This is a genomic window from Clostridium vincentii, from assembly GCF_002995745.1.
GTDB classification, from domain to species: Bacteria; Bacillota; Clostridia; order Clostridiales; family Clostridiaceae; genus Clostridium; species Clostridium vincentii.
The window spans coordinates 1-23,504 of the sequence record NZ_PVXQ01000029.1 but is presented as its reverse complement, the minus strand read 5'-3'; the positions used below and the strand labels follow the sequence as shown (position 1 = coordinate 23,504).

Annotated in this window: 20 protein-coding genes, 1 rRNA gene and 1 riboswitch; of the genes, 1 reads left to right on the top strand and 20 read right to left on the bottom strand. The window is 30.7% G+C overall.

Annotated elements, in window-relative coordinates; genetic code table 11:
* Positions 1-34 precede the first annotated feature (34 nt).
* From CLVI_RS12260 to CLVI_RS17505, 11 genes are all read right to left on the bottom strand, one after another.
* Positions 35-604: a PilW family protein gene (locus tag CLVI_RS12260; protein WP_106060417.1), complete on the bottom strand. Its 570-nt coding sequence runs from the start codon at positions 602-604 to the stop codon at positions 35-37.
* A 12-nt stretch (positions 605-616) separates the two neighbouring features.
* Positions 617-2,740, bottom strand: coding sequence for a hypothetical protein (locus CLVI_RS12255; RefSeq protein WP_106060416.1), 2,124 nt, complete (start codon positions 2,738-2,740; stop codon positions 617-619).
* A 30-nt stretch (positions 2,741-2,770) separates the two neighbouring features.
* A complete protein-coding gene (locus CLVI_RS12250) occupies positions 2,771-3,706 on the bottom strand; it encodes a type IV pilus modification PilV family protein (RefSeq protein ID WP_170065661.1) in 936 nt (311 codons plus the stop codon).
* A 9-nt stretch (positions 3,707-3,715) separates the two neighbouring features.
* Positions 3,716-4,933: a hypothetical protein gene (locus CLVI_RS12245; RefSeq protein WP_106060414.1), complete on the bottom strand. Its 1,218-nt coding sequence runs from the start codon at positions 4,931-4,933 to the stop codon at positions 3,716-3,718.
* Between the two features lies 1 nt (position 4,934).
* On the bottom strand, positions 4,935-5,483 hold the full coding sequence (locus CLVI_RS12240; protein ID WP_106060413.1) for a PilN domain-containing protein: 549 nt from the start codon (positions 5,481-5,483) through the stop codon (positions 4,935-4,937).
* A 10-nt stretch (positions 5,484-5,493) separates the two neighbouring features.
* Complete coding sequence (gene pilM, locus CLVI_RS12235) at positions 5,494-6,693, bottom strand: type IV pilus assembly protein PilM (protein ID WP_242980688.1); 1,200 nt, start codon at positions 6,691-6,693, stop codon at positions 5,494-5,496.
* Positions 6,694-6,751: 58 nt separating this feature from the next.
* On the bottom strand, positions 6,752-7,204 hold the full coding sequence (locus tag CLVI_RS12230; RefSeq protein ID WP_106060412.1) for a prepilin-type N-terminal cleavage/methylation domain-containing protein: 453 nt from the start codon (positions 7,202-7,204) through the stop codon (positions 6,752-6,754).
* A 57-nt stretch (positions 7,205-7,261) separates the two neighbouring features.
* Complete coding sequence (locus CLVI_RS12225; RefSeq protein WP_106060411.1) at positions 7,262-8,464, bottom strand: type II secretion system F family protein; 1,203 nt, start codon at positions 8,462-8,464, stop codon at positions 7,262-7,264.
* 18 nt (positions 8,465-8,482) lie between these two features.
* Positions 8,483-10,177, bottom strand: a complete 1,695-nt coding sequence (locus CLVI_RS12220) for a GspE/PulE family protein (RefSeq protein WP_106060410.1) — start codon at positions 10,175-10,177, stop codon at positions 8,483-8,485.
* 70 nt (positions 10,178-10,247) lie between these two features.
* Complete coding sequence (locus CLVI_RS12215; RefSeq protein ID WP_423237134.1) at positions 10,248-11,006, bottom strand: prepilin peptidase; 759 nt, start codon at positions 11,004-11,006, stop codon at positions 10,248-10,250.
* A gap of 94 nt (positions 11,007-11,100) precedes the next feature.
* A riboswitch (cyclic di-GMP riboswitch) is annotated at positions 11,101-11,183 on the bottom strand.
* 114 nt (positions 11,184-11,297) lie between these two features.
* Complete coding sequence (locus CLVI_RS17505) at positions 11,298-11,447, bottom strand: hypothetical protein (protein WP_170065660.1); 150 nt, start codon at positions 11,445-11,447, stop codon at positions 11,298-11,300.
* Positions 11,448-11,622: 175 nt separating this feature from the next.
* On the opposite strand from CLVI_RS17505, the gene CLVI_RS12210 reads away from it, so the two are divergent.
* On the top strand, positions 11,623-12,078 hold the full coding sequence (locus CLVI_RS12210) for a hypothetical protein (protein ID WP_106060409.1): 456 nt from the start codon (positions 11,623-11,625) through the stop codon (positions 12,076-12,078).
* A gap of 57 nt (positions 12,079-12,135) precedes the next feature.
* Here the strand turns inward: CLVI_RS12210 and CLVI_RS12205 are convergent, their stop codons facing one another.
* The 9 genes from CLVI_RS12205 to rrf form a co-directional block, all read right to left on the bottom strand.
* Positions 12,136-13,854 carry a S8 family peptidase gene (locus tag CLVI_RS12205; protein WP_106060408.1) on the bottom strand — a complete coding sequence of 573 codons (1,719 nt, stop codon included), beginning with the start codon at positions 13,852-13,854 and terminating at the stop codon, positions 12,136-12,138.
* A gap of 30 nt (positions 13,855-13,884) precedes the next feature.
* A complete protein-coding gene (locus tag CLVI_RS12200) occupies positions 13,885-15,597 on the bottom strand; it encodes a S8 family peptidase (RefSeq protein WP_106060407.1) in 1,713 nt (570 codons plus the stop codon).
* On the bottom strand, positions 15,594-17,453 hold the full coding sequence (locus CLVI_RS12195) for a S8 family peptidase (protein ID WP_106060406.1): 1,860 nt from the start codon (positions 17,451-17,453) through the stop codon (positions 15,594-15,596). The genes CLVI_RS12200 and CLVI_RS12195 overlap by 4 nt, the downstream gene beginning before the upstream one ends.
* A 230-nt stretch (positions 17,454-17,683) precedes the next feature.
* On the bottom strand, positions 17,684-18,856 hold the full coding sequence (locus CLVI_RS12190; protein ID WP_106060405.1) for a pyridoxal phosphate-dependent aminotransferase: 1,173 nt from the start codon (positions 18,854-18,856) through the stop codon (positions 17,684-17,686).
* A complete protein-coding gene (locus CLVI_RS12185; RefSeq protein ID WP_106060404.1) occupies positions 18,853-19,335 on the bottom strand; it encodes an Lrp/AsnC family transcriptional regulator in 483 nt (160 codons plus the stop codon). Before CLVI_RS12185 ends, CLVI_RS12190 begins: the two co-directional genes overlap by 4 nt.
* Positions 19,336-19,527: 192 nt before the next feature.
* On the bottom strand, positions 19,528-20,718 hold the full coding sequence (locus tag CLVI_RS12180) for a pyridoxal phosphate-dependent aminotransferase (protein WP_106060403.1): 1,191 nt from the start codon (positions 20,716-20,718) through the stop codon (positions 19,528-19,530).
* Between the two features lie 158 nt (positions 20,719-20,876).
* Positions 20,877-21,779 (bottom strand): ROK family protein, encoded by a 903-nt coding sequence (locus CLVI_RS12175; protein WP_106060402.1) that lies wholly within the window; start codon positions 21,777-21,779, stop codon positions 20,877-20,879.
* A gap of 15 nt (positions 21,780-21,794) precedes the next feature.
* Positions 21,795-23,192 (bottom strand): glycoside hydrolase family 1 protein, encoded by a 1,398-nt coding sequence (locus CLVI_RS12170; protein WP_106060401.1) that lies wholly within the window; start codon positions 23,190-23,192, stop codon positions 21,795-21,797.
* 221 nt (positions 23,193-23,413) lie between these two features.
* Positions 23,414-23,504: ribosomal RNA gene (rrf, locus tag CLVI_RS12165) — 5S ribosomal RNA — on the bottom strand; the annotation flags it as partial.

Here is a 23,504-nt window from a genome sequence, read left to right as displayed (position 1 = left end):
ATAATATTAATTTCACTTTTGATACCTCTTACTCTTATGTTATACCTTTATTTCTAAACTTCAAAATAGTGCTTATTGGATAAGTTATTTCACTAAGTCCCTCTTTTTTATACAATGTTATTGATACTTCTATTCCTGGAGCATTGGCAACATAAGAAGTATGTTTATCAACATTATTGTAATCTAAAGGCTTAATTTGTATTTGTTTTATATTTTTTGATAGAATCTTTGCGCTACCAGTCCCTTTAACTAAAGTAAGTTCAGTTCCAATTAGTTCAAAAGTATAGATAGAATCATCATGATATATCATACTTATTTTACTTATTGACAATCTATTTGAAGTTGAAATTAAAGTTGAATATTTATTTGTAGTTAACGGATCTTGATTATTAATTTTCTCTATCCCCTTAGCTTGCATTCCAATATCTACTAGGCTATTTTCTATATCCCGCCCCTCATCCTGCAACACTGCATTTATCTCAGTACTTGATAATATTTTCTGACTAGTAAAAGAGAAGGTATATATTACCCCTAATACAATAACTGTTATTGCTAGGGTTATCATTAATTCTATTAAAGTAAATCCTTTAGTCTTATCTTTCATAATACACCCTCTTTACTTTAAAATCCTCCAAGTCCCTTTAGTTATACAATCCTCTACGTTATACATGTTTGTTCCCATATTTACAGATTCATTTTTTGGAGAACCAACAAATACATTTGAAAATATTTTATAATTAGATGCTATAACTTCCCTTGTAAAATCAGCATCATAAGTTAAGTTTTTCACATCACTGCCTGTTATTTTAATATCTCCAGCAGTGATTATATTTCCAGTGAACTCTAAATTCCCACTTATATCTATGCCATTCTCCGCAATTATTAGGGATTTCATATTTGTGTTACCTTTTATAATTACTTTACCTGTTGTAAATATTAAAAGATTTGTATCACTATTGAAATTTTCGTTTTTACTATTGTAACTTATAGTATTCCCGTCTACTGTCACATCGTCAGCACTTTTTATTATTTTTGCTGATGTACTGGATATATCAATGCTAGGTATTGCATCAAAATTTATTTGACTGCCTACAGTCTTTTGCTGTACACCTCTAGTATATATATCCGATCTATTTAGCAAATCATCATTTATAACACCATTAATATCACCCATGCACAGTACATTAGTTGCAAAATCTTCACGCTTTGAATCCATAGCAGCATTTACTTCCATAACTGAAGGTACTATTGCTGTAGTATTGGTAGTGGTATTAACGTAAGTACCTGTTGCAATTACCTGGCCAATTTCAATTTCACTTGTATTTACATCATTGCCGGCAGTTGCATAGTATTCATCAAAATAATCAGCTTTTTGTTCAAGGGTTGCATCAGTACCATCTATTTTAGATATTAGTTGCAATGGATTATAATACTTAAGCTCAACTTCATTGGGATAATTTGGCAACAAATAAGTGTAAGCCAAATAATTCCCCTTAACAGCTATAGATTCACCAGTTTGATACTTTTCTTGTGTATCTAAATAGGCAACTCCCATTATATATGCTTTATCATCAATCTTTAATGAATTCCCATTTTCCTTATTTATTATAATACTACTTGAGTTCCTTGCAGCTATTTTTATATCATTATCTGTATCTATATCTGCATCTGTGATATTTGAAATATTTTTGTCATTTATACCATAAAAATTAGTCATTAGAGCTCGTCCATTTGTGGCATTCAATGTTAAATCATTATCAGTAATTAAATCTCCAACTATCTCTAATTTATTAGTACCAGTCCCACTTTCATGTCCTAAATAAGCATTTACACCATATACATTACCAGTTATTTTTGCTTGTGCATTATTATCTATACTTAAAGACCTATCTGTATACATATTTCCTGTTAGATTCATTACTGAATTTGTTAAGGTAATACCACCTGTGTATTTATTAAAGGCATCTTCAGAATTATTAGTTGTTACTCCCTTTCCTTGAACCCAAACATCTCCTTCAATCTTAGTTAAATTATTTATTGGCTCACCAGTTGTTGAATCTACAACTGCTGGTAAGTTCGCATCTATTGATAAATCTCCATCAGCTGTAATAATTTTTTTGTCGTATACTGGATATATATTGATATTGGAATCTGTATAATCTGGAGCTTTTACAGTAAAAGTAGTCTGAACAGTTTTTTTATTAGTATCTCCAGCACTTGCAAATGTTGATCTAACTCCTATTGTAATTGATTTATTATCTACAGTATTATCATACACATAGGATGTTAGTTCAACAGTTGCTTCAGGTGGGGTAATACTAGCCCAGAGCCAATTACCTCCAGTACCTTTTTGTTTGTACTTAAATCCAGCTATACTTTGAGCTAGTGGGGCATCTGATTCAGTAATATTTAGTATATTTTCCTCAGGAATACTTATAATTCCTAAGAACTTCATAAATTCATCCTTAAATTTTTCACTTTTACCTTCATCTGTAGTATCCAGTTTCTCTACAACGGTATTTGCTTCTATAATTGCAGCCTCTGAATTTTTCATAATTAGGTTATATACTATATCTAAGCCTGAATCAGCCTCATATAAATTTTGTACTTTTTTGCTCTCATTAATTCTATTCTTATAATCAGAAGCCACCATGGCAAGTACACTTGCCCCAACTACAAAAATCATTGATGTTATAGCTAAAACAATTACAAAACTTGACCCCTTTTTTCTTTTTCTCATATCTCTCACCTCTTATCCTAGATACTTATACTATTTAAATTTAATATTCTTTTTAGTACTTCCTTCGAATAAAACTTCAGTAACAATTTCTTTTCCTTTATATAACGTACCCTCAACCTTCACATTAATATTATATAAGTCCGCTATACTTTCTCCCTCATTTATATTCATATATCTATTTACTTTGATATTTCCTGCCGTAGAAGTCACATTAACATTTCCAGTGCAATCCTTATCCTTAATTATATAAATAAATGTAGTACCAGTAATTGCTGCATCTACTTCTACATTTAAATTACTAGAAAAAGTTTTATCAAGTTGTATGGATATTCCTTTGTCTAAATCACCGGTTGCTGTATGCTCAAAAAGCACATCAGTACTTTTACCTTTTTCAAATATATTGACCTTGCTTGTTCCAACAGTGCTTGTTCCATCAATTTTAAGAGTTAAATTATTTAAATCAAATGATTTTGGATCTTCTGCTCCTTGGCTTATCATCTTTTGTATTCTAACACCACTACCGGTCTCTGATAACTTATATGAAAGATCATAAACATTATCGGTATTTTGTGAACTGCTATCATAATTGAAATTAGTGTCTCTTTCCATAATTACATCTACAGTAAACTTTTTTCCTAAATAATTTCTACTAATGGACCCATTATATTTATTAGCTACCGCTGTATCTTTAGTTATGTTATCTTCAGCTTTAGTTATATCTCCATCTAATAACTCAAAATATTTATTAGTTCCGTCATCTTCTAATTTTAATTCATCATAAGCTTCCATCTCTTCTAATACCTTCTGCCCTACAAAACTAGCCTTTTGCTTAATCTCGCCATTTTTATTGGTTTGAAATGCTGCTAATACAACATTAGACAATGGAACTATTAATATGGCTATAAGTGCAACGCTCATGATTACCTCAATTAAAGTTACGCCCTTTGCCTTCTTTTTTTGTTTCACATTTAACACCTACTTATTAGTAACATTAACTGTACCGCCCTCACTGGAAACTGAAACCCGTGGATTTGCGGTATCATCATCATTTACAGTAATGTTAACCTCCTTAGTTGTATTATTAATAATCTTTAACTTAACGCTTGAATTATCATCATCGCCTAATCTTGCTTCACTTGTTATTTCAAATCCTATATTAGTAGAATTAAGAGTGAATTTTTTCCCTGTGCTTGAATTATCACTAGGATAAAAACTAGAAGAAGTATTATATTTATAATACAGCTCTCCATTTTCTTCTTGGAACTCTACTGTAACTTCTTCAACCTTAGAATTGTCCTCATATACATAAGTCTCTCTTGATGTATCATTGGCTTTTCCAAGAGTTAAAGTAGGTAGTTCTGAAGTTGGTGATCTAAGCATCATAGAAAAATCATTCACATTAGATTCTGTATTTTGCTCCTCAATAGTTGAGTTAAATGCTCCATTTGCACTACCTTTACTAAATAAGACTTCTTTACCATAAACATTATCTAAAGTCCAAGTTAAATATTCACTATCTTGATCAGTTATCTTTGGAATTCCAAAGATTTCAAGATTTAATGTCCCTGTAATTTCACTCTCAGATTTAGCTGAGGTTGTCATTGCTGTAATAACAATCTTTTTATTATATTCCTCTAAGGAAAGTATAAATTTCTTTAATTTATCATAACTACCTGTAAAATTAATGGCTATCTTAAAATTTTCACAAGTTGGTCCAGTAGTTACTGCCGATGTACTAGTTGCTTCTACGCTACTAGTTTCAGTAGTTGCACTAGTGGCACCTTGGTCTGTATACTGCTTAAGAGAGCTTTCTGGTTGTATCTCATTATCAGCAGTTAATTCTTCTAATGCGATTACTTCTATCGGATTAAATGCTAAATTTGCCTTTAACTCACTATCATTTATAAATTTATCTATTTCTAAAATAGTATTTTCTTGCATAATTGTTGGATAGAACATTAAGGTTTTCTCCGCTATAGTTGAAGTCAATGTTTCTACTTTTTCTTTCTTTTTCTCTAAAGTACTTATATCTTGTATAGCTTGATCGTATTCAGCTACTATTGCATCTCTTGCTGCTCTTTTTTCTGTAAGCTTATCAACTTGCTTGCTAAAAATAAAATTATAATACCCAAAACAGATTAAAACTGTAGCTAATATTCCCAATAAATATTTTTCTCTTTTACTTATCTTCATATTAATCCACATCCTTTAAAGTACATTTTAAGTCAAAGGTATACTCTGTATCCCCTGCAATACCTCCAATATACACATCTTGAATAAAAGCTAATTCTTTTAAATTATGCTCAATTTCCCCAATAGATGTTCTATTGCTAGCCTTAGCTTGCATTGTAATTACTGAATTCGTGATACTTATGGTATCAAATGAAACTTCTGTAGGTAATGTTGAACTTATTTCATTAAGCAATTTTGTATTAACAACATCCTTACTATCCACAGCTTCAGCAATGATTTTAAGGTCTGATTCATATTTATTTAAAGCATTAGTTTTAATAGTTGCCTCTTTAAATTCAGTTAATTTTTGTTGAATATCCGTAGCTTCAAGTTTGGCAGTGTAGTCATCTATTTCTTTTCCTGTTAAATGTAAATTAATAGAATTCCACGCTAAGGTTCCAATTATGACTATAGCTAAAAAAACAACTAAGGAGTAAATGTATATTTTTTTATCCTTGGCTTCTTTTTTTATCCCTTGAGAAGTACTAAAAAAGTTCATATCTCTTTTCATATCAGACCCCCTATAGCCTTATGATAGATCCTATTGCGTTTAAATACTCGCAAATAGGTTCATCATCTGTATTCTTTGTAGATATATCAACATTATCTAATTTACTTACACTTATTACATTTTTATTTAACTTTTCTGCCATATATAGATCTAATCCTTTAATATTTGAAGTTCCGCCATATATAAATACTTTTTCTATAATACTTCCTGCAGATTTATTACTATAGAATTGTAAAAGCCTCTCTATCTCTTCTATAAGTTCATCCACAGCATCTCTTATAGTTAAATTCAAAGTATCATTTTCTTCTATATTTTCTAAATTCCCTTTGTTTATTTTTTGTGATTCTGTTGCTTTTACTGACATATCTAAGCTTTGGCTTAAGGCATAATCTATATTAAAACCACCAGCTTTTATTATTCTAGTAAAGTCTAACTTACCATTTTTAAATATAGTAACATTAATTGAAGTCGCTCCCATATCAATAAAAGCAACAGTACCGCCTATAAATTGCCCTTCATTTTCAGCCGTTTTCCCATAGTTGGATAACTTATTTATTGAATTATAATTAACATCTAAAGCATAAGGCTTTAAATCTAATTCTAATAAAAGCTCATAATAATTATTAGCTATCTTTTTTGGATAGGAAATAACATTAAGCTTTAATTTAGCTCCTGTATCACTTAATATTTCATCTAAAATCGTATATTGAATAATGTAATCATCTAAATTTATAGGTAGATATTGTTGTATTTCGTATCTTATTACTGTCTCCATTTCCTCTTCTTCTACTTGAGGAATTATTACTTCTCTATTTATTATTAGAGATGAATTTGTTGTACATATTGCATCCTTTGTCCTGATACCATTTCCCTTTAAAGCAAAGGCTATCTCATCCTTTAGAGTAAGAGCATTTAATATTTGGCCATCTGCTATTGCTCCTTCTGGTGTTGGTACTTCTATTAATTTATTTATAGAAAGCTTGTCCTTGTAGAACTTACCATCAACCATTTTTATTGAGTTGGTTCCTATATCAAAGGCAATTATATTTCTTGATTTTTCAGCTTTTGCCTTTATCTTTTTAATTGATGTTTTGTCCTTGACTACATACTCCTTACTAAAGAGACTTTTTATATCTTTTATATCCATACTTCCTATATTTTTTAATTTTGAAAAACTCGATTTCTTTTTATTTTCTGACAATTCCTTCACCTCTTTTGTGGATTTTTTTGGTGGAAAGTTTTTAAAGCTTTCCACCATAAGATAATATTTAATCTATTAGGGCCCCAGCTGGAGTTGGATATGCTTCAATTCCACCATCATTTATTAGTATTCTTATACTATTATCAGCACTAACCTCAATCCAAAATTCTCCATCTTCAACACTCTTTGAAGTAGGAATACTTTGCAATCCTACCGCTATATCATTACCATTTGTATAAACATTTGTATCAGGATCCTCTGCGTTTGGATTTTCTACTACTCGACTTGAAGCAACTCCTGTAGCAGGTACATCTAATTCATCATTTGCTAACAAACTAGATGCTGTATTAGCTATTGTCTTAGCATTTGCAATATCTGACTTTCTATTAGCTTGATCCCTAGAATTAAGTAATTTTGGTATAGCTATAGTAGCTATAATAGCGATAATAGCGATTACGATGATTAACTCAATAAGGGTAAACCCCTTACCTTTTCTTTTCTTTTTTAAATTGTTTAACATAAAAATTCCTCCTAGATATTATAAAATATTTATTTAAATTATTAATTTAAACCGTAATTAAATTTGTCCATACATATTAAACATAGGTGTCATTATGGACATAATTATGAAACCTACAACAACACCCATTACTATTATTAATGCTGGTTCTATAAGTGCAGTAGTTGTTTGAATAGCTTGTTCAACTTCTTCATCATAAAAATCTGCAGTCTTATTTAAAATATCATCTAATGCTCCAGATTCTTCACCTATTTTTATCATAGAAGAAAGCATTGGTGGGAATATTGGATTTTCACCAATAGGACCGCTAAGTCCATCTCCCCTCATAACCCGCTCTCTTATTTTATCCATTGCTTCCTCTGCTATGGTATTTCCCAGGACTCCTGATACTATTGGTAAACTTTGCACTAATGGCACCCCTGAGGATAATAAAGTTGATAGAGTTCTAGTAAACCTAGAAACTATTATCTTTTTATTTAATTCCCTAATAATAGGGATTTTAAGCTTTAAAATACTTATATTTCTAATTCCACCTTCAGTCTGTTTGTAAAAGTTAAATCCTACAATTGAAGCTACCATAATTACTATAACTAATACAATATTTTTACTTAAAAAGCCACTTAAGCCCATTAATATCTTTGTAGAAGGTGGCAGTTCAACTCCTGAGCTTGCAAACATCTCTATAAATGTAGGCATTACAACAACCATAATAACCATTACTGCTATTACTGCTACTACACTTAATACAGCAGGATATATCATGGCACCTTTAACCTTATTAGCTATTTTTGATTCCTTCTCAAAGTGAGTAGACATTCTAAGCATCATTTCATCTAAATTACCACTGACTTCCCCGGATTCAATCATGCTGATTAATAGCTGGGGAAATACTTTTGGATGTTTTTTCATTGAGGAAGAAAACATCTCTCCCTTTTTAACATCCTCATCCATTTCTTCTATAATCTTTTTAAATTTTTTATTAGACATTTGCTCTGAAAGTAATGCTAAAGAATTTGTTATGGGAACCCCTGCATCTAGCATGGTATACATCTGTCTACAAAATATGGATAAATCTCGAACTTTTATCCGCTCCATAAAGGTAAACTCTATATTCTTACTTTCAATAATCTCTTCAATCTTTAAGGGATAATATCCATTAGATGTTATCATTGAAAGAACTTCATCCTTTGATTTACCCTCGCATTCTGCATTTACTTTAGTTCCATCATTTTTCATTGCCCTATATTTATATTTTCCCATATTTATTTCACCGCCTTTTTATACATCTACTAATAATGTAATAGTCGCCAATTCAGTTACTGTTGTAGTTCCTTGTAATACTAATTTCTTACCCTCATCTGCAAGGGTTACCATTCCATTCTCTATTGCTATGTCTCTAATTTTGTCTGTATCTCTACTGTTATTTATTGCATCCCTATGAGCTCTTTTAATTTCCATAATCTCATAAACGCCAAGACGTCCAAGATATCCACTATTATTACAATGACCGCATCCCTTGCCTTTATAAAGAATTAATGGAAGCTTTTCATCATGTTCTAGTACTCTTTTTTCATAGTCAGATGCTTCATAAGCTTCCTTACAATGAGGACAAATCTTTCTTACAAGTCTTTGAGCTATAACTCCTGCAATTGAAGTTGATACTAAGTATGATTCAATTCCCATATCAATAAGTCTAGTTACTGATGATGGAGCATCATTTGTATGCAATGTACTTAATACTAAATGCCCTGTTATAGCTGCTTTTATAGCAATCTGGGCAGTTTCATCATCTCTAATTTCTCCAATCATGACTACATCAGGATCCTGCCTTAATATACTCCTTAGACCACTTGCAAATGTCATTCCTGCCTTAACGTTTACGTTTACTTGATTGATTCCATTAAGAGTGTATTCTACTGGATCTTCAATTGTAATAATATTTACATTTTCTCTATTTAATTCACTTAATAGTGTATATAAAGTAGTGGACTTACCACTTCCTGTAGGTCCAGTTACTAGTACTATCCCATTAGGATTTTTTATTATATTTTCAATTTTTTTTAAGTTCTCACTACTTAGACCTAACTTTTCCTTACCTACTTTATAACTTTTCCTATCTAGAATTCTTATAACTATTTTTTCTCCATTAACTACAGGTAATATTGATATTCTAAGATCAACCTCGTCTTGTCCTACAGAAGTAACTATTTTACCATCTTGAGGAATTCTTCTTTCAGCAATATTAAGCCCTGCTAGAATTTTGATTCTAGCTACTAACGGTCCTAAACTTTCTTTCCCTAAAACATTTATTATTTGTAATTCTCCATCAATTCTATATCTAATTCTTACTTCTGTTTCAAAAGGCTCTATATGTATATCTGAAGCCCTCATCTCTATAGCATTCTTGAAAAGTTGATCTATCATTTTTACAACAGGAGCATTTTTTATACTGTCCATTTCCTCCAGTTCTTGTACTTCTGCATTTTTGTTAATCTGAGATTCTCTCTTCATTTCCTCTGCTGCTAGGCTTACCGACTCGCTACTATAATGAACCTCTATAAACCTTTGTATTTCTTGTTTTGTAGCTATATATGGTATTACCTCCAGACCCGTCGATATAGAAACATCATCTATTGCATACATATTTAACGGATCTGCTAAGGCAACCTTTATCTTATTATCCTCAAAACCAAAAGGAGCTAATATATATTTTTTACAAAGATTTTGAGGTATTATCTTTATTGCTTTGTTATCGTACTTTATATTACTTAAATCAACCTTGCTTATATCGGTTTGCTCTTGAATTGCATCAATAATATCCATTTCAGATACTACGCCGCTTTCAATTAACACCTCTCCAAGCTTTTTTCCCATTATTTTTTGGGTACTTAAGGCACTATTTACTTGTAATATAGTTATCTTTCCTGAATCTACCAGAATATCTCCTAGTCTTTTTCTTATGAGTTTAGCCATTACTATACCACCTTATATTACTGAAATCATTTGGTATAAATATTTTGAAATATTCATATTATTAAATTTATTAACTTAAGAAATTGGTATACCATTTAATAATAATGTCACCTATAAAAATAGTAACCATGGCTCCTAATACTATATAGGGGCCAAAAGCAATTTCGTCTTTTCTTCCCTTAAGTTTAAGTATCAATATTAAGGTTGCTATGATTCCTCCAAATATGAAGGATAAAAACAGTACAAGCAATATGCTCTTAATTCCTAAGAAAAGTCCACATATAGCCGCTATTTCTATATCTCCTTCTCCCATTCCACCTGTTACTTTTACTATAATATATATTATGGCAAATCCTATAATAGCTCCAAAAAAATAATAAATTGGAAATTCCTTTATAGTTATCCAGTCGAAAATTAAAAATCCAGTTCCTATTACAGCTCCTGTTATGGTAGTTCCCCTATATACATATTTAGTTTTGAAATCAATAATTCCAATAACTAATAATAAGGAAGTTAATAAAGCAAATTTAAAAAAGTCTACTGTGTATCCGAATCTAAGATATAATCCTGAATAAATAATTCCATTTACTAATTCTACTAAAGGATATTGTATTGAAATTTTTTCACTACATTTTCTGCACTTGCCTCTTAATAATATGTAACTAAAAACTGGCACTAGATCAAAAAAATTCAGTTCATAACCACAGCTTGTACAATGTGACGGTGGAAAAGAAATAGATTCTTCTCTAGGAATTCTGTAAATACATACATTTAAAAAACTTCCAATACACAAACCTATAATTAATGCAAAAATTATTATTGCTACCACTTCCTTCTAGATTCTATACTTCCATATTAGTACATTTATTTATCAAAAGCAACACTTTACTAAAATGCGAATAATTGTAAAAAACCGGCCAAAATAGAATTTTGGCCGGTTGCACTAGTCACTCACTATATACAAAGTGCCCAATGTAGTATATAGTTCATCGTTATCCTTTTTATTTGATTATCAATCTATTTATACTATACAAATTTTTCTATATTATGTCAATCTTTTTTTTATTTTTCTACAAAAAAAATAAAAGCAGAGATATTTATAAATATCTCTACCATCATTTTAAAGAGGATTTGCTTTTTTATTTCCTGCTTTTGCTTTGCCTTGAATCTCTGGAACTGTTGGTTCTGCTTTATCAAACCTAGGTTTATGATTACTCTCAGTTCCATGAGGTTCATTTACATCAGGTCTTCTCATTCCTGCTTTTGCCATACTATCACTCCTTATCTCTTACATAGATTATTATCCTATAAAATCTAATATTTTATACCCTAGGGCTATTATTAAATTTCTGAAAATTATTTTATGTATACGCATTTCAAATGAATCTAACATATATTATCTAGAAATGAATTATATAATAATATTTTTTAATAGGTGATTATAAATGAAAGATTACATAGATGAAAATGAAATACAAAATTCTAAATTATTGAAAAAACTTGAAGGCATAAATCTTTCCACTAATATAACTTATATCGTTGGATTATCTGTTTTTTTAACTTTTCTATTTTTAAAAAGTGAAAAAACTAGAGTAATTGATCAACTTAATGATGTCCCCTTTGCAGAAAATCGTGAAAAGCTAGACCACGTACCTATAATGTCTAATAAGTTATTAATTTTAGCATTAGCTATTGCAATAAAAGCCAACTTAGAATCCCTAAGCACTCTATTATCTTTAAATAATAGCGAACAAAATACACTAGATATTAAAGCCTCTAGGAATTCATTAATAGCTAGCATACTGGGTTTTGTATCAGCAATAATTGTATTCATAAACCTATCAAATGCCTCACAAATTAATCTTGATACTATTCTTATTAACCCTATCGCATTTTTATAAAAGTTACTAATACAAAATTTTGTGTTAGTAACTTTTTTCTTTAGGTTGGTGGAGTTTCTATATCATGTTCTGAAACATAACTAATATATTTAAAATACCATACCCCCATTGAGGATTTGGGTATGTATCACCACTTCTTTTAATAGTTCCTCTCGCAAGGTATGTTTTTAATGTTTGAGAATACATATAAGGATTATTTCCATTAACTATCCCCCATTCAAATAGCATAGCACAAGCCCCAGCGCCTATTGCTGCTGATACACTGGTCCCATTAACTATTGATTCCCTATTACCCGGCGCTACTGTTAATGCATTTACTCCTCCTGCTGCAACATCTATCCCATTAATATAAAAATTTAAAAATGCCATTCCTGAGTAGTTTAAAATATTATTATTGTTTTGATTATAGGCTGCAATAGTAATTATATAATCTGAATTACTTGGATTAGTTGTTGTTCCATAAGGATCTGCCGGAATAAATCTAGTTCCTCCAACTGTTATTCCACTTTGAGGTATCCAAGCATTATATCCCCCCTCTGAAACAGAATTTGCAGTCAATCTAAGTTGCCATATACCTTCTTGTATATTATAGAATCTAATTCTAATAAATTCATCTCCACTAATTTCTTCTGGCAAAAAATAATTCACCCTTATATTAGTTTTTTCAAAAAGAAACGTAAAAGTTTCAACAGTATTTACTAACGGACGCACCAAGCCACTATCTTCACCTGATGGAGATATAATATTTAACGACATTATATTAGGTACATCAACCCAAATCTCAACCCATAAGTCATTTTGTTCTGGGGATACATCTAACTCCATTACTCTTATTTGTCCTACTTCAGTCATACTACCAGAACTATGTTCTCCTAAGGCTCTTTCATTTCCTGCTCCAGTAACAAAAGCTATACCACTATTTCTACATATAGACTCTATATATTGCTCTAAAATACCATTTCCTTTGTGGCTACCTAAAGTACTACCAAGAGGGAAATATATCACCATTGGTTTTAAGTTTGATCTAGAATATCTATATAAAAATTCTAATGCTGTAAAAATAGTTGTTATATTAAATACAGGAATTTTTATGTTAAATTGATTTTCAAAAGAGAAATCTCGTATTAACTTTACAACAATGAAATCACAGTCTGAAACAATTCCTTTTAACCTAGGGTTCTTCCCAGTTCCGCCAATTATTCCAGCCATATTTGTTCCATGCCCAATTTCATCTTGACTTGGAACTATTTCGTATGGAGAACGTCCTTCTCTGTAGGCCTGTATTGCACTTTGTATTTGGCTTTTTGAATATAAAGTTCCATAGGGTACAGGTTTATCTGCTCCCACATAATTAGAGATTATCGTTTGATCCCAGATAGCTTCAATTCTTGTTTCTCCATTTACTTTCATAAATTCTTCACTTAAATAGTCAATTCCGCTATCAATAATTGCAACATTAACACCTCTACCAGTTAAATTTAAAGGTAAGTTCAATTGAAGAAAAACTGCTTGAGAAGCTTCAATAGGTGAAATTTCTTCAAGGGTGAACATTACCGCTGGTTTAACATATACAACAGTTGAAAAATATGGTTCTCCCACATTAATTTCAACATTTTTTGGTAGAGATATTATTGCGTAAAGGTCATTTATTATTGTTACATAATAGCCCGGATATCTTGAGATTTCTTCCTGTATATCTCCTTGATATTGAACAACATAATTATCTATATTTATATCTGTAAAAATGCTTTCTGGAACTGTAAAACTGTTTTCCATAATAAAAATCCCCCAAATAATACATAAAGACTATATCATATTTTGGAACATACTAAGCACGTCTAGTGCACCATATCCCCATTGAGGATTTGGATATATATCCCCAGTTCTTTTAGTAGTTCCTCGTGCTAGATAGGATTTAATAGTTTGAGAATACATATAAGGATTATTCTCTTGCACAATTCCCCACTGGAAAAGCATAGCACAAGCCCCGGCAACTACAGCCGCTGATACACTAGTTCCATTAACAATAGCCACCTTATTATTTAGGGCTACAGTTAATGCATTCACTCCTCCTGCTGCAATATCTATATTGTTTAAATACTCATCTAAAAATGCCATACCAGAATAATTTACAATATTATTGTTATTTTGATTATAAGCAGCTACAGTAATTACGTACTCTGAATTACTCGGATTAGTCGCTGTTCCATAAGGATCAGCTAAACTAAAACTTGTACCACCTATAGTTATTCCTTCTTGTGGAATCCAAGCATTATATTTCCCGTTTAAAATATAATTTCCAGTTAATGCAAGTTTCCATATACCGGGCTGCAGATTATAGAATCTAACACGTATTAACTCATCTCCAGTATTTGCTTCTGGTATAAAATAGTTAACTTTCATTGAAGTAGCTTCAAATATAAATGTATATGTTGCAGCTTGATTGATTAAAGCACTCATTGCGCCACTATTTTCTCCTGAAGGAGATATGATATCTAAAGACATAATATTTGGTGAATCAACCCAAATTTCAAGCCATAAATCCTTCTGTTCCGGAGATACATCTAATTCTATTATACCTACTTGCCCTTTTTTAGATATAACCCCTGAAGTATGTTCTCCCATTACCCTTTGGTTTCCTGTTCCATTAACTAATGCTATACCACTTCTCCTACATATTGATTCTATATATTGCTCTAAAATTCCATTTCCTTTATGACTACCTAAATTACTTCCAAGCGGAAAATATATAATCATTGGTTTATCATTTTTTAAAGAATATTTATTTAAAAATTCTAAAGCTGCAAAAATTGTTGTTATATTAAATACAGGAATTTTTACGTTAAATCTATCTTTATATGCGAAATCCTCTATTAATTTTATAACTACAAAATCACATTCCGATGCAATTCCCTTTATTTCAGGATTCTTTCCCGTAGCTCCAATTATTCCAGCCATATTTGTTCCATGACCTATTTCATCTTTACTGGGGACTATCTCATAAGGTGATCTTCCTTCTCTATTCGCTTCTATTGCACTTTGTATTTGATCTTTTGAATAAATAGTCCCATAAAGTACAGATTTGTCTATATTATTAGAATTTATTGTTTGATCCCAAATAGCTTCAATTCTTGTTTCTCCATTTGAGTTTATAAACTCTTCACTTAAATAATCGATTCCTGTATCAACAATTGCAACATTAACACCTTGACCAGTTAAGTTTAACGGTAATTCTAATTGCAAGAACCCAGCTTGAGAAGCTCCAATTGGTGAAATTTCTTGAAGAGAATACATTTCTGCTGGCTTAACATATACAATAGTTGAAAAATACGGCTCCTGAGCATTAATTTCAAATTCCTTTCTTACTGTTACTATGGCATATTTATCATTTATTATTGTTACGTAAAAATCCGGTTGTTTTAATACTTCTTCCACTATATCCCCTTGATATTGAACAAGATAATTATAATAATTTATATTTGTAAAAATCTCTTCAGGAACTAAGGGTTGTCTTTTCATCGAAACTCCTCCATATTTCTCCTTGGAATTCTTATAAATAAGTTATTACTATAATATTCAATGAATTGATCATTGTCACAACTTTGGAAATTGTTTTTGCCAATAGTATAATCTATTTTTTCTATTCTATTTTCATTTCTATATGCTCTACTGATAACATTAAAGGTACCTAATAAGTCAAAATTCCCATAACCAATTTCTCTACTTGGGTACTTAAATAGCTCACTTCTAAAAGCACCATACATTAAATAACTTATAATTTTTTTAGAATACATAGTTGGATCATTTCTATTGATAATTCCCCATTGCAATAAAAGTGCACAAGCTCCTGCAACCACTGCTGTTGCAGCAGAACTACCTGATAAAGTAGTAATTCCTCCTAAAGGCTGTGTTGTTAAAATATTTATTCCTAAAGTTGCAATATCAGGGTTAACTAATCCATTAGTATTAAATCCCTTACCTGATGCTGCTAATATAGCATTATCACTACCGAAATAGCCGATTGTAGCTACATTTAAAGCTGTAGATGGTATTGTTAAGGTATTTAGAGGATCTGGTTCAATAAATTCAGTACCCTCTGGCAGTGTTCCTTTAGGTGTAAGCCATATATCATATCTACCATTAGTTATATACTCTCCAACTAATTGAATAATCCATATTCCTGGTTTTATACTTATAAAGACAATATCGATAACTTCATGGCCGGTAAAGTTTTCAGGAGTATAATATGTTACTGTCATATCAGTATTCAAAAAAACATATTTAACCTGCTGAGTTTTATTTGTCTTTGACTCAATCAACTTAGAGTCTTCACCAGTAGGCGAAATTATGTTTATAGAAGCTCTATTTGGCTTCTGAACCCATACTTTAAACCCAAATGACGTTATTTCTTTAGGTATTCTTATTTCAATTGATTCTCTATCCCCAAGATTTCGAATATTCCCTGATGCATGCCCTTGTGATGCCCCTTCATTTCCAACGCCAATAACTAAACATATGCCTCTAATACTTCCTAAAGATGATACATATCTAGAAATTAAATTTGTTCCATCATGAGCTCCTTCACTACTACCAACACCTAAATATATAACCATAGGTTTTCTACTCTCAATAGAGACTCTTTTTAAATACTCTAATCCTGCCACAATCTCAGATTGATTATAAACAGGGACATTATCAATTCCATTAGCTTCAAGTGTTTTTTTGAAATTAGAAGAAGGAAAAAGTTTAACAACTACAAAGTCACTATCATTTGCGATTCCTTGAAATTCTATACTATAACCTCTTGCCCCCATAATTCCAGCTGCTTTAGTACCATGACCTATATTATCTTTTGAAGGGACTATACTATATGGATCCCCTTGATTTTTATAGAGATTAATTGCATTATTTATTTGCTGATTTGAATAAGTATCTCCAATATATAGAGAATCATTAGTATTATTTTCAATTGTTTGATCCCATATAGAAAATATTCTTGAAGTACCATCTTCTCTCATAAATTCTTGATTTAAATAGTCTATTCCAGTATCAACAATTCCTATTAATACTCCCCTTCCTGTTAATTGTAAATAAGGATTAATTTTGATACTGGCTATATTATCTGTAGATGATGGCGATATATCCTGCAGTACAAACATATCTCTAAAATCAACGAAAACTATTTCTGGTACATCCCGTCTAAGTTGCTGCAAGTTTTTATCAGATACTGCTATAACTCCAAGACTATTAGTGATTACATCTCCACAGGCATAGGATACCTTGTCTATTTGATCTTTAAAATTTCCTCTATATTCAATTAAATAATTTCCTACATTGGAATCATAGTATAATTTACAATCACGTGTATTAATCATCAGTATCTCCTAATATTAATAATACTAATAACATTTATATTTCTACTTTGTTCATTTAATGATTGTTTAATATTTATACTTATAATATAAAAGTGAATCTTCTTAATAACTTATTATTTAACAAAAAAATAACTATCTTAAAATGGAATTTATTTTCCATTTTAAGATAGTCTTAAATAGTTATGTTCTATATTACCTCATACAAATATTTATTTCTATATTTTCTTAAATTATAGCGACTTTTTGCTCTCCAAAAAGTTCTCTATTCTCGCTAGGGCTTCAATTATATCTTCCATAGAAGCTGCATAACAAGCTCTAATAAAACCTTCTCCACATTCTCCAAATGAATTACCTGGAATGGTTAGAACCCTTTCTGATTTTAAAAGTTCTTCACAAAACTCCTCAGATGTAAGTCCAGTAGATTCTATGCATGGGAATACATAAAAAGCTCCAAGAGGTTCAAAGCAATGTAATCCCAATTTTCTAAAGCCATCTACGAGTACTCTTCTTCGTCTATTATATTCAGCAACCATTAATGAAAGACTATCATCCCCATTTTTCAGTGCTTCTAGTGCTGCATGTTGTGCTGTTGTTGGAGATGACATTATAGAATATTGATGTATCTTTTTCATTTGACTTATTAAAGTAGAATGTCCACATGCATATCCAAGTCTCCAACCTGTCATTGCATAAGATTTTGAAAAACCATTTATAACTATAGTTTGATCCCTTACCTCTGGAAATGAAGCTATTGAAACATGATTTTCATCATAAGTTAATTCAGCATATATTTCATCTGAAATAATAATTATATTCTTATCCTTTATTAGCTTGACAATAGGCTCATACTCTTCCCTTGTCATAATAGCTCCTGTAGGATTATTAGGAAATGGCATTATAAGTACTTTAGTCTTATCTGTTATAGCATCTTCTAGTTGCTGTACAGTAAGTTTAAAATCGTTTTCTGCCTTAAGTTTTATAATCTTAGGTGTAGCTCCTGTAAAGGTCGTGCATCCCTTATATGCAACAAAACTTGGTTCTGGAATTATGACTTCATCTCCAGGTCCAACTAAAGATCTTAAGGCTATATCTATTCCTTCACTTCCTCCTACAGTAACAATGATTTCTTCAATAGGATCGTAGTTTAGCTGAAATCTTCTAGCTAAATATTTAGATATTTCTTTCCTTAATGCCAAATAACCCGCATTTGACGAGTAGTGAGTTTCTCCTTGCTCTAAAGAATAAATACCTGCCTCACAAATATTCCAGGGTGTAACAAAATCAGGTTCCCCTATACCTAATGATATAGCATCTTCCATTTCATTTATTAAACTAAAATATTTTCTTATACCTGATGGAGGCATATTTTTAACATCCTTTTTTATCATATCCTCTAGTATCATACAAATATATCCTCTCTTTCTTTTGGTTTTTCTTCTTTATATACAATTCCACGTTCTTTATATTTCTTTAATACAAAGTGAGTAGCTGTAGCATTTATATATTCTTGACATGCAAGCTTTTCTGTTACGAAAGATGAAATTTCAGTAATACTCTTTCCCTCTATAAATACCGTTAAGTCAAATCCACTTGAAGCCATTAAATAACAACATTTAACTTGATCAAATTTATATATTCTTTCAGCTACTTTATCAAATCCTACTCCTCTTTGAGGAGTAATTTTAACTTCTATCAAGGCTGTAATTATATCCTTACCTGTAACTTCCCAATTAATTAAAGTTTTATATCCTGCTATAACTCCAATTTTTTCACATTCTGCAATAACTGATCTAACTTCCTCTACAGTTTTTCCTGACATTACAGCTATTTGTTCCTCAGAATATCTGCTATTTTTCTCTAATATTTCTAATATTTCTTCCATTTTGTCCCTCCTAAATATAAAACTAAATAAAAAGAACTCCACCCCAGCGCGGGATGAAGTTAAAATTTCGCGACTACACCCTAATAAATCAATTTAAATATTCTTTTTTGTCACTATCTTTTCATATTCTATATACCTATAATTATCTACCATAATCTATTTTAAGTCAATAATATTTGTCATTTCCTATTCTTAAATACTTCTACATTCTTCAGCTAACTTTGTAAAAGCTTCAAGAGATTTTTCTATTTTATCGTAGCCTATGCAGTATGCTATTCTACAATAACCAGGCCATCCAAAGGCAGTTCCTGGAACTAATAGTATATTATATTTTTTAGCTATTTGAGCAAATTTTTTATCATCCTCAATTAGAGTTTTAGGAAAAAGATAAAAAGCTCCCTCAGGTTTTATACACTGAAACCCTAGGTTAATTAAATGATTATATAATAAATCTCGATTTTTCTTATATATGTTTACATCAACTTCCTCTCCTAAGGTTCTTCCTACAACTCTCTGGAAAAGTGAAGGGGCATTAACAAAGCCAAGAATTCTATTTGCTACATTTAATGAAGCAATTATATCCTCAAAGTTATCCATTTCGCTATTCACTGCGATATATCCTATTCTTTCCCCTGGCAAAGATAAAGATTTACTATATGAATAACCTATGAAAGAATTTTTATACATTTTAAGTATAAAAGGAACTTCAATATCATCATATACTATTTCCCTATAAGGCTCATCTGAGATTAAAAATATGCTAGTTCCGTATTCTCTTTCCTTTTTCTCTAAGACCTTTGCTATATCTTTAATAGATTTTTCCGAATAGACAACTCCTGTAGGGTTGTTAGGTGAATTAATAATTATTGCCTTTGTCTTTTCATTAATCCCCTCTTCTAGAGCCTGAATATCTGGTTGAAATGTCTCAGCTTGTGATTTAACTATAACAAGCTTACCATAAAAATTATCAACATAATTTGCATATTCGCCAAAGAAAGGTGCAAATGTTATTACCTCATCATCCGGATTTAATAAACTTTTCAAAATAATATTTAATCCACCAGCGGCTCCACAGGTCATTATTATATTATTCGCAGTAAGCTTTAGTTCATTATTTTTATTGATGTACTTTGCAATGTTGTTTCTTACATCCTCATAACCAGAATTATTCATGTAGCCATGTACTAAATTAGGAGATTCTTCAGATAAAATATCTATTATTGTCTTTTTTATATTCTCTGGTGGTTGAACATTAGGATTACCTAGACTAAAATCAAAAACATTTTCTTCCCCATATATATATGATAATCTCTTTCCTTCTTCGAACATAGCTCGTATTATAGAACTATTCTCAACTAATTTATTCATTTTTTTTGAAATCATTTTTATGCCCCCTAAAAATCTTTATACTCAAAGATTCTAATTAATAATACTATTATACCACCTTTGAATAATCAAAATACAACAACTATAAATCCAATTAGACAAAAAGATAGAATAGACACAGGGTAACCATGTGTATTCTATCTTTTCTAGGGACTTTAATTATTTCTAATGATGAAATTATATAATGCTCCTATTTTATTAGCATCATATCCAAACTTAGACTTTCTTATTATTGGTTTTATTTTCCCTTCAGTACCACTATTCATTATTTCATCTAGTTTCTTATTGATGTTAGTGATATAATTTTCTCTTACACAAATTCTCCCACCTAATATTATTACCTCTGGATCATAAGTGTATTGAATATTAAAAATACCTATAGCCATGTAAGTAAAATATCTATCAACTTCTTGAATTGCTATGGGATCATTTTTTTCATAAAGATCAAAGGACTTAAATCCATCAATTTCATCTAATGATACACCCTTTTTAATTGCAATATTTCTTGCTAGAGCAGTAGTAGATGCCGCTCTGCTCCAGCTTACAAATTTCTCATCCTTGTCATCATTATAATCTACTATACAATAACCAAATTCTCCACTATTCTTATGAATTCCTTTATGAATTTTATTGTTTTTTACAATGGATCCACCTATTGAACTACCACATAGTATAAAGGCTGAATCCCTCTCTTCAATTGCAGCACCTAGCCAAGATTCTCCCAGCCCTGCACAATTTACATTATTTTCTATCTCTATGTTCAAACCAGTTCTTTCAAAAAGAACTTTCTTGAAGTTAGGTCCATGTATATATGGTAATAGACTACTGCCTCCAATTATTCCCGTATCACTATCAACAGCACCTGGGGCACTTATCGCAATTCCTGATAAGCTATAGAGTTTTTTATTATCACTACTTACCTTAACTAATCCATTGAAAAATCCTTCAAGATTTTTAGCTATATTTATTCTATGGTTAGTTAAAATCTCCCCTGATTCTGTAATAACGGAACATTTTACTGAAGTTTTTCCTATGTCAAATACCATATAATTTCTCATTACTTCGCCCCCTATTTAAAATCCGTTGTTCTCAGATACCTCTTTAATCCATCTTCCGGATTTTTTGATTGTCTTCTTTTGGTTTTCTAAATTTACCGCAACAAATCCATATCTATTTTTATATGCATTCATCCATGACCAGCAATCTATAGGTGTCCAACTATGATATCCAAAGCAATTTGATCCTTCTTGAATTCCCTTATGTAGAAATTCTAAATGCTCCTTAAAGAAGTCAATTCTATAATCATCTTCTATAACTCCATCTTTATTTATATACCTTTCTTCTCCTTCGACTCCCATACCATTTTCAGAAATGTACCATTGTATATTTCCATAATTATTTTTAATATTCATTGCAATATCATACATGCATTCAGGATAAATTTCCCATCCTCTATATGGATTCATTCTTTTTCCTGGCATATCATAATTATCAAAGTATTTATCTGGCATCCAACCATTCGATCCATCAAAAGCAATTTCCTTTGCTTTCACTCTTCTTGGTTGATAATAGTTTACTCCTAAAAAATCTATAGTATTTTTCTTTATTATTTGTAATTCTTCATCAGTAGATTCCCATATTACATTATCTTTTTCAAATGTAGAAACTAAATTCTTTGTAAATTCACCTTTTACTGCTGTATCTAAAAATGAATTATTAAAGAAATCATCTGCAAATTCTGATGCTTTTACATCATCTGCATCCTGTGACCTTGGATATGAAGGTGTTAAGTTTAGTATTATACCAATTTGTCCTCCGTCTTTGTTATATCCGCCATCTTTATATGCTTTAATAACCTTTGCTGATGCTAAATTAACATTATATAAAACTTGAACCGCTTTCTTACCATCTTGAAGTAAAGGATAGTGGAACTTGTATAAGTATTCTCCTTCAACAATTACCATAGGTTCATTAAATGTTGCCCAGTACTTTACTCTATCTCCAAATAATTTAAATGCAGTTTCTGCAAATTTAACAAATAAATCAACTACATGTTTTGATTCCCATCCACCATATTTATCAAATAATTCAACCGGTAAATCAAAGTGATGCAAATTCATTACTGGAATCATTTTATTCTTAATACATTCATCAATAACACCATTATAAAATCTTATTGCATCTTCATCAGGTTCTCCCGTCTCTAAATCCTTAATTAATCTTGTCCATTGAATTGATGTTCTAAAACTATTTAACCCAATTTCTTGTAATATTTCTAAATCTTCCTTATAGCTATTATAAAAATTTGAGGCCACATCTGGCCCTACTTTATTAAAAAACACATCTGGATCTATATCGTACCAATGGTCAAACACGCTATTATGGGTCTTATTAAATCTTCCTTCTGATTGTGGTCCTGAAGTTGCTGATCCCCACCAGAAATTTTTAGGAAATTCTATTTTATTAGTCATATTATATCCTCCAATTCAAATGAAATATTAATATTTTACAAAGCGAATATCATTTTCTATCTTATCGCAAATAAGATATGTCTTATTATACCCTTGCATAAGAAGTGAGTCAATTAAATGTTATAACTTTTATACCGCTCTAATCATTTCATATTGTAAGCAAAATAATATGAATTTAATCACAAAAAAAAAGGATAGTATAAACTATCCTTTTTTATCTTACCTGGCAACGTCCTACTCTCCCACACAGTTGCCCATGCAGTACCATTGGCGCAATAGAGCTTAACTTTCCTGTTCGGAATGGAAAGGAGT

Excerpts from the sequence above, each read along its gene's own strand:
- CLVI_RS12195 (WP_106060406.1), bottom strand. The coding sequence starts at position 17,453 with ATGATTAATACACGTGATTGTAAATTATACTATGATTCCAATGTAGGA.
- CLVI_RS17505 (WP_170065660.1), bottom strand. The coding sequence starts at position 11,447 with ATGGCAAAAGCAGGAATGAGAAGACCTGATGTAAATGAACCTCATGGA.
- CLVI_RS12260 (WP_106060417.1), bottom strand. The coding sequence starts at position 604 with ATGAAAGATAAGACTAAAGGATTTACTTTAATAGAATTAATGATAACC.
- CLVI_RS12205 (WP_106060408.1), bottom strand. The coding sequence starts at position 13,854 with ATGGAAAACAGTTTTACAGTTCCAGAAAGCATTTTTACAGATATAAAT.
- CLVI_RS12185 (WP_106060404.1), bottom strand. The coding sequence starts at position 19,335 with ATGGAAGAAATATTAGAAATATTAGAGAAAAATAGCAGATATTCTGAG.
- CLVI_RS12190 (WP_106060405.1), bottom strand. The coding sequence starts at position 18,856 with ATGATACTAGAGGATATGATAAAAAAGGATGTTAAAAATATGCCTCCA.
- CLVI_RS12225 (WP_106060411.1), bottom strand. The coding sequence starts at position 8,464 with ATGGGAAAATATAAATATAGGGCAATGAAAAATGATGGAACTAAAGTA.
- CLVI_RS12220 (WP_106060410.1), bottom strand. The coding sequence starts at position 10,177 with ATGGCTAAACTCATAAGAAAAAGACTAGGAGATATTCTGGTAGATTCA.
- CLVI_RS12245 (WP_106060414.1), bottom strand. The coding sequence starts at position 4,933 with ATGAAGATAAGTAAAAGAGAAAAATATTTATTGGGAATATTAGCTACA.
- CLVI_RS12170 (WP_106060401.1), bottom strand. The coding sequence starts at position 23,192 with ATGACTAATAAAATAGAATTTCCTAAAAATTTCTGGTGGGGATCAGCA.
- CLVI_RS12255 (WP_106060416.1), bottom strand. The coding sequence starts at position 2,740 with ATGAGAAAAAGAAAAAAGGGGTCAAGTTTTGTAATTGTTTTAGCTATA.
- CLVI_RS12200 (WP_106060407.1), bottom strand. The coding sequence starts at position 15,597 with ATGAAAAGACAACCCTTAGTTCCTGAAGAGATTTTTACAAATATAAAT.
- CLVI_RS12180 (WP_106060403.1), bottom strand. The coding sequence starts at position 20,718 with ATGATTTCAAAAAAAATGAATAAATTAGTTGAGAATAGTTCTATAATA.
- CLVI_RS12230 (WP_106060412.1), bottom strand. The coding sequence starts at position 7,204 with ATGTTAAACAATTTAAAAAAGAAAAGAAAAGGTAAGGGGTTTACCCTT.
- CLVI_RS12240 (WP_106060413.1), bottom strand. The coding sequence starts at position 5,483 with ATGAAAAGAGATATGAACTTTTTTAGTACTTCTCAAGGGATAAAAAAA.
- CLVI_RS12210 (WP_106060409.1), top strand. The coding sequence starts at position 11,623 with ATGAAAGATTACATAGATGAAAATGAAATACAAAATTCTAAATTATTG.
- CLVI_RS12175 (WP_106060402.1), bottom strand. The coding sequence starts at position 21,779 with ATGAGAAATTATATGGTATTTGACATAGGAAAAACTTCAGTAAAATGT.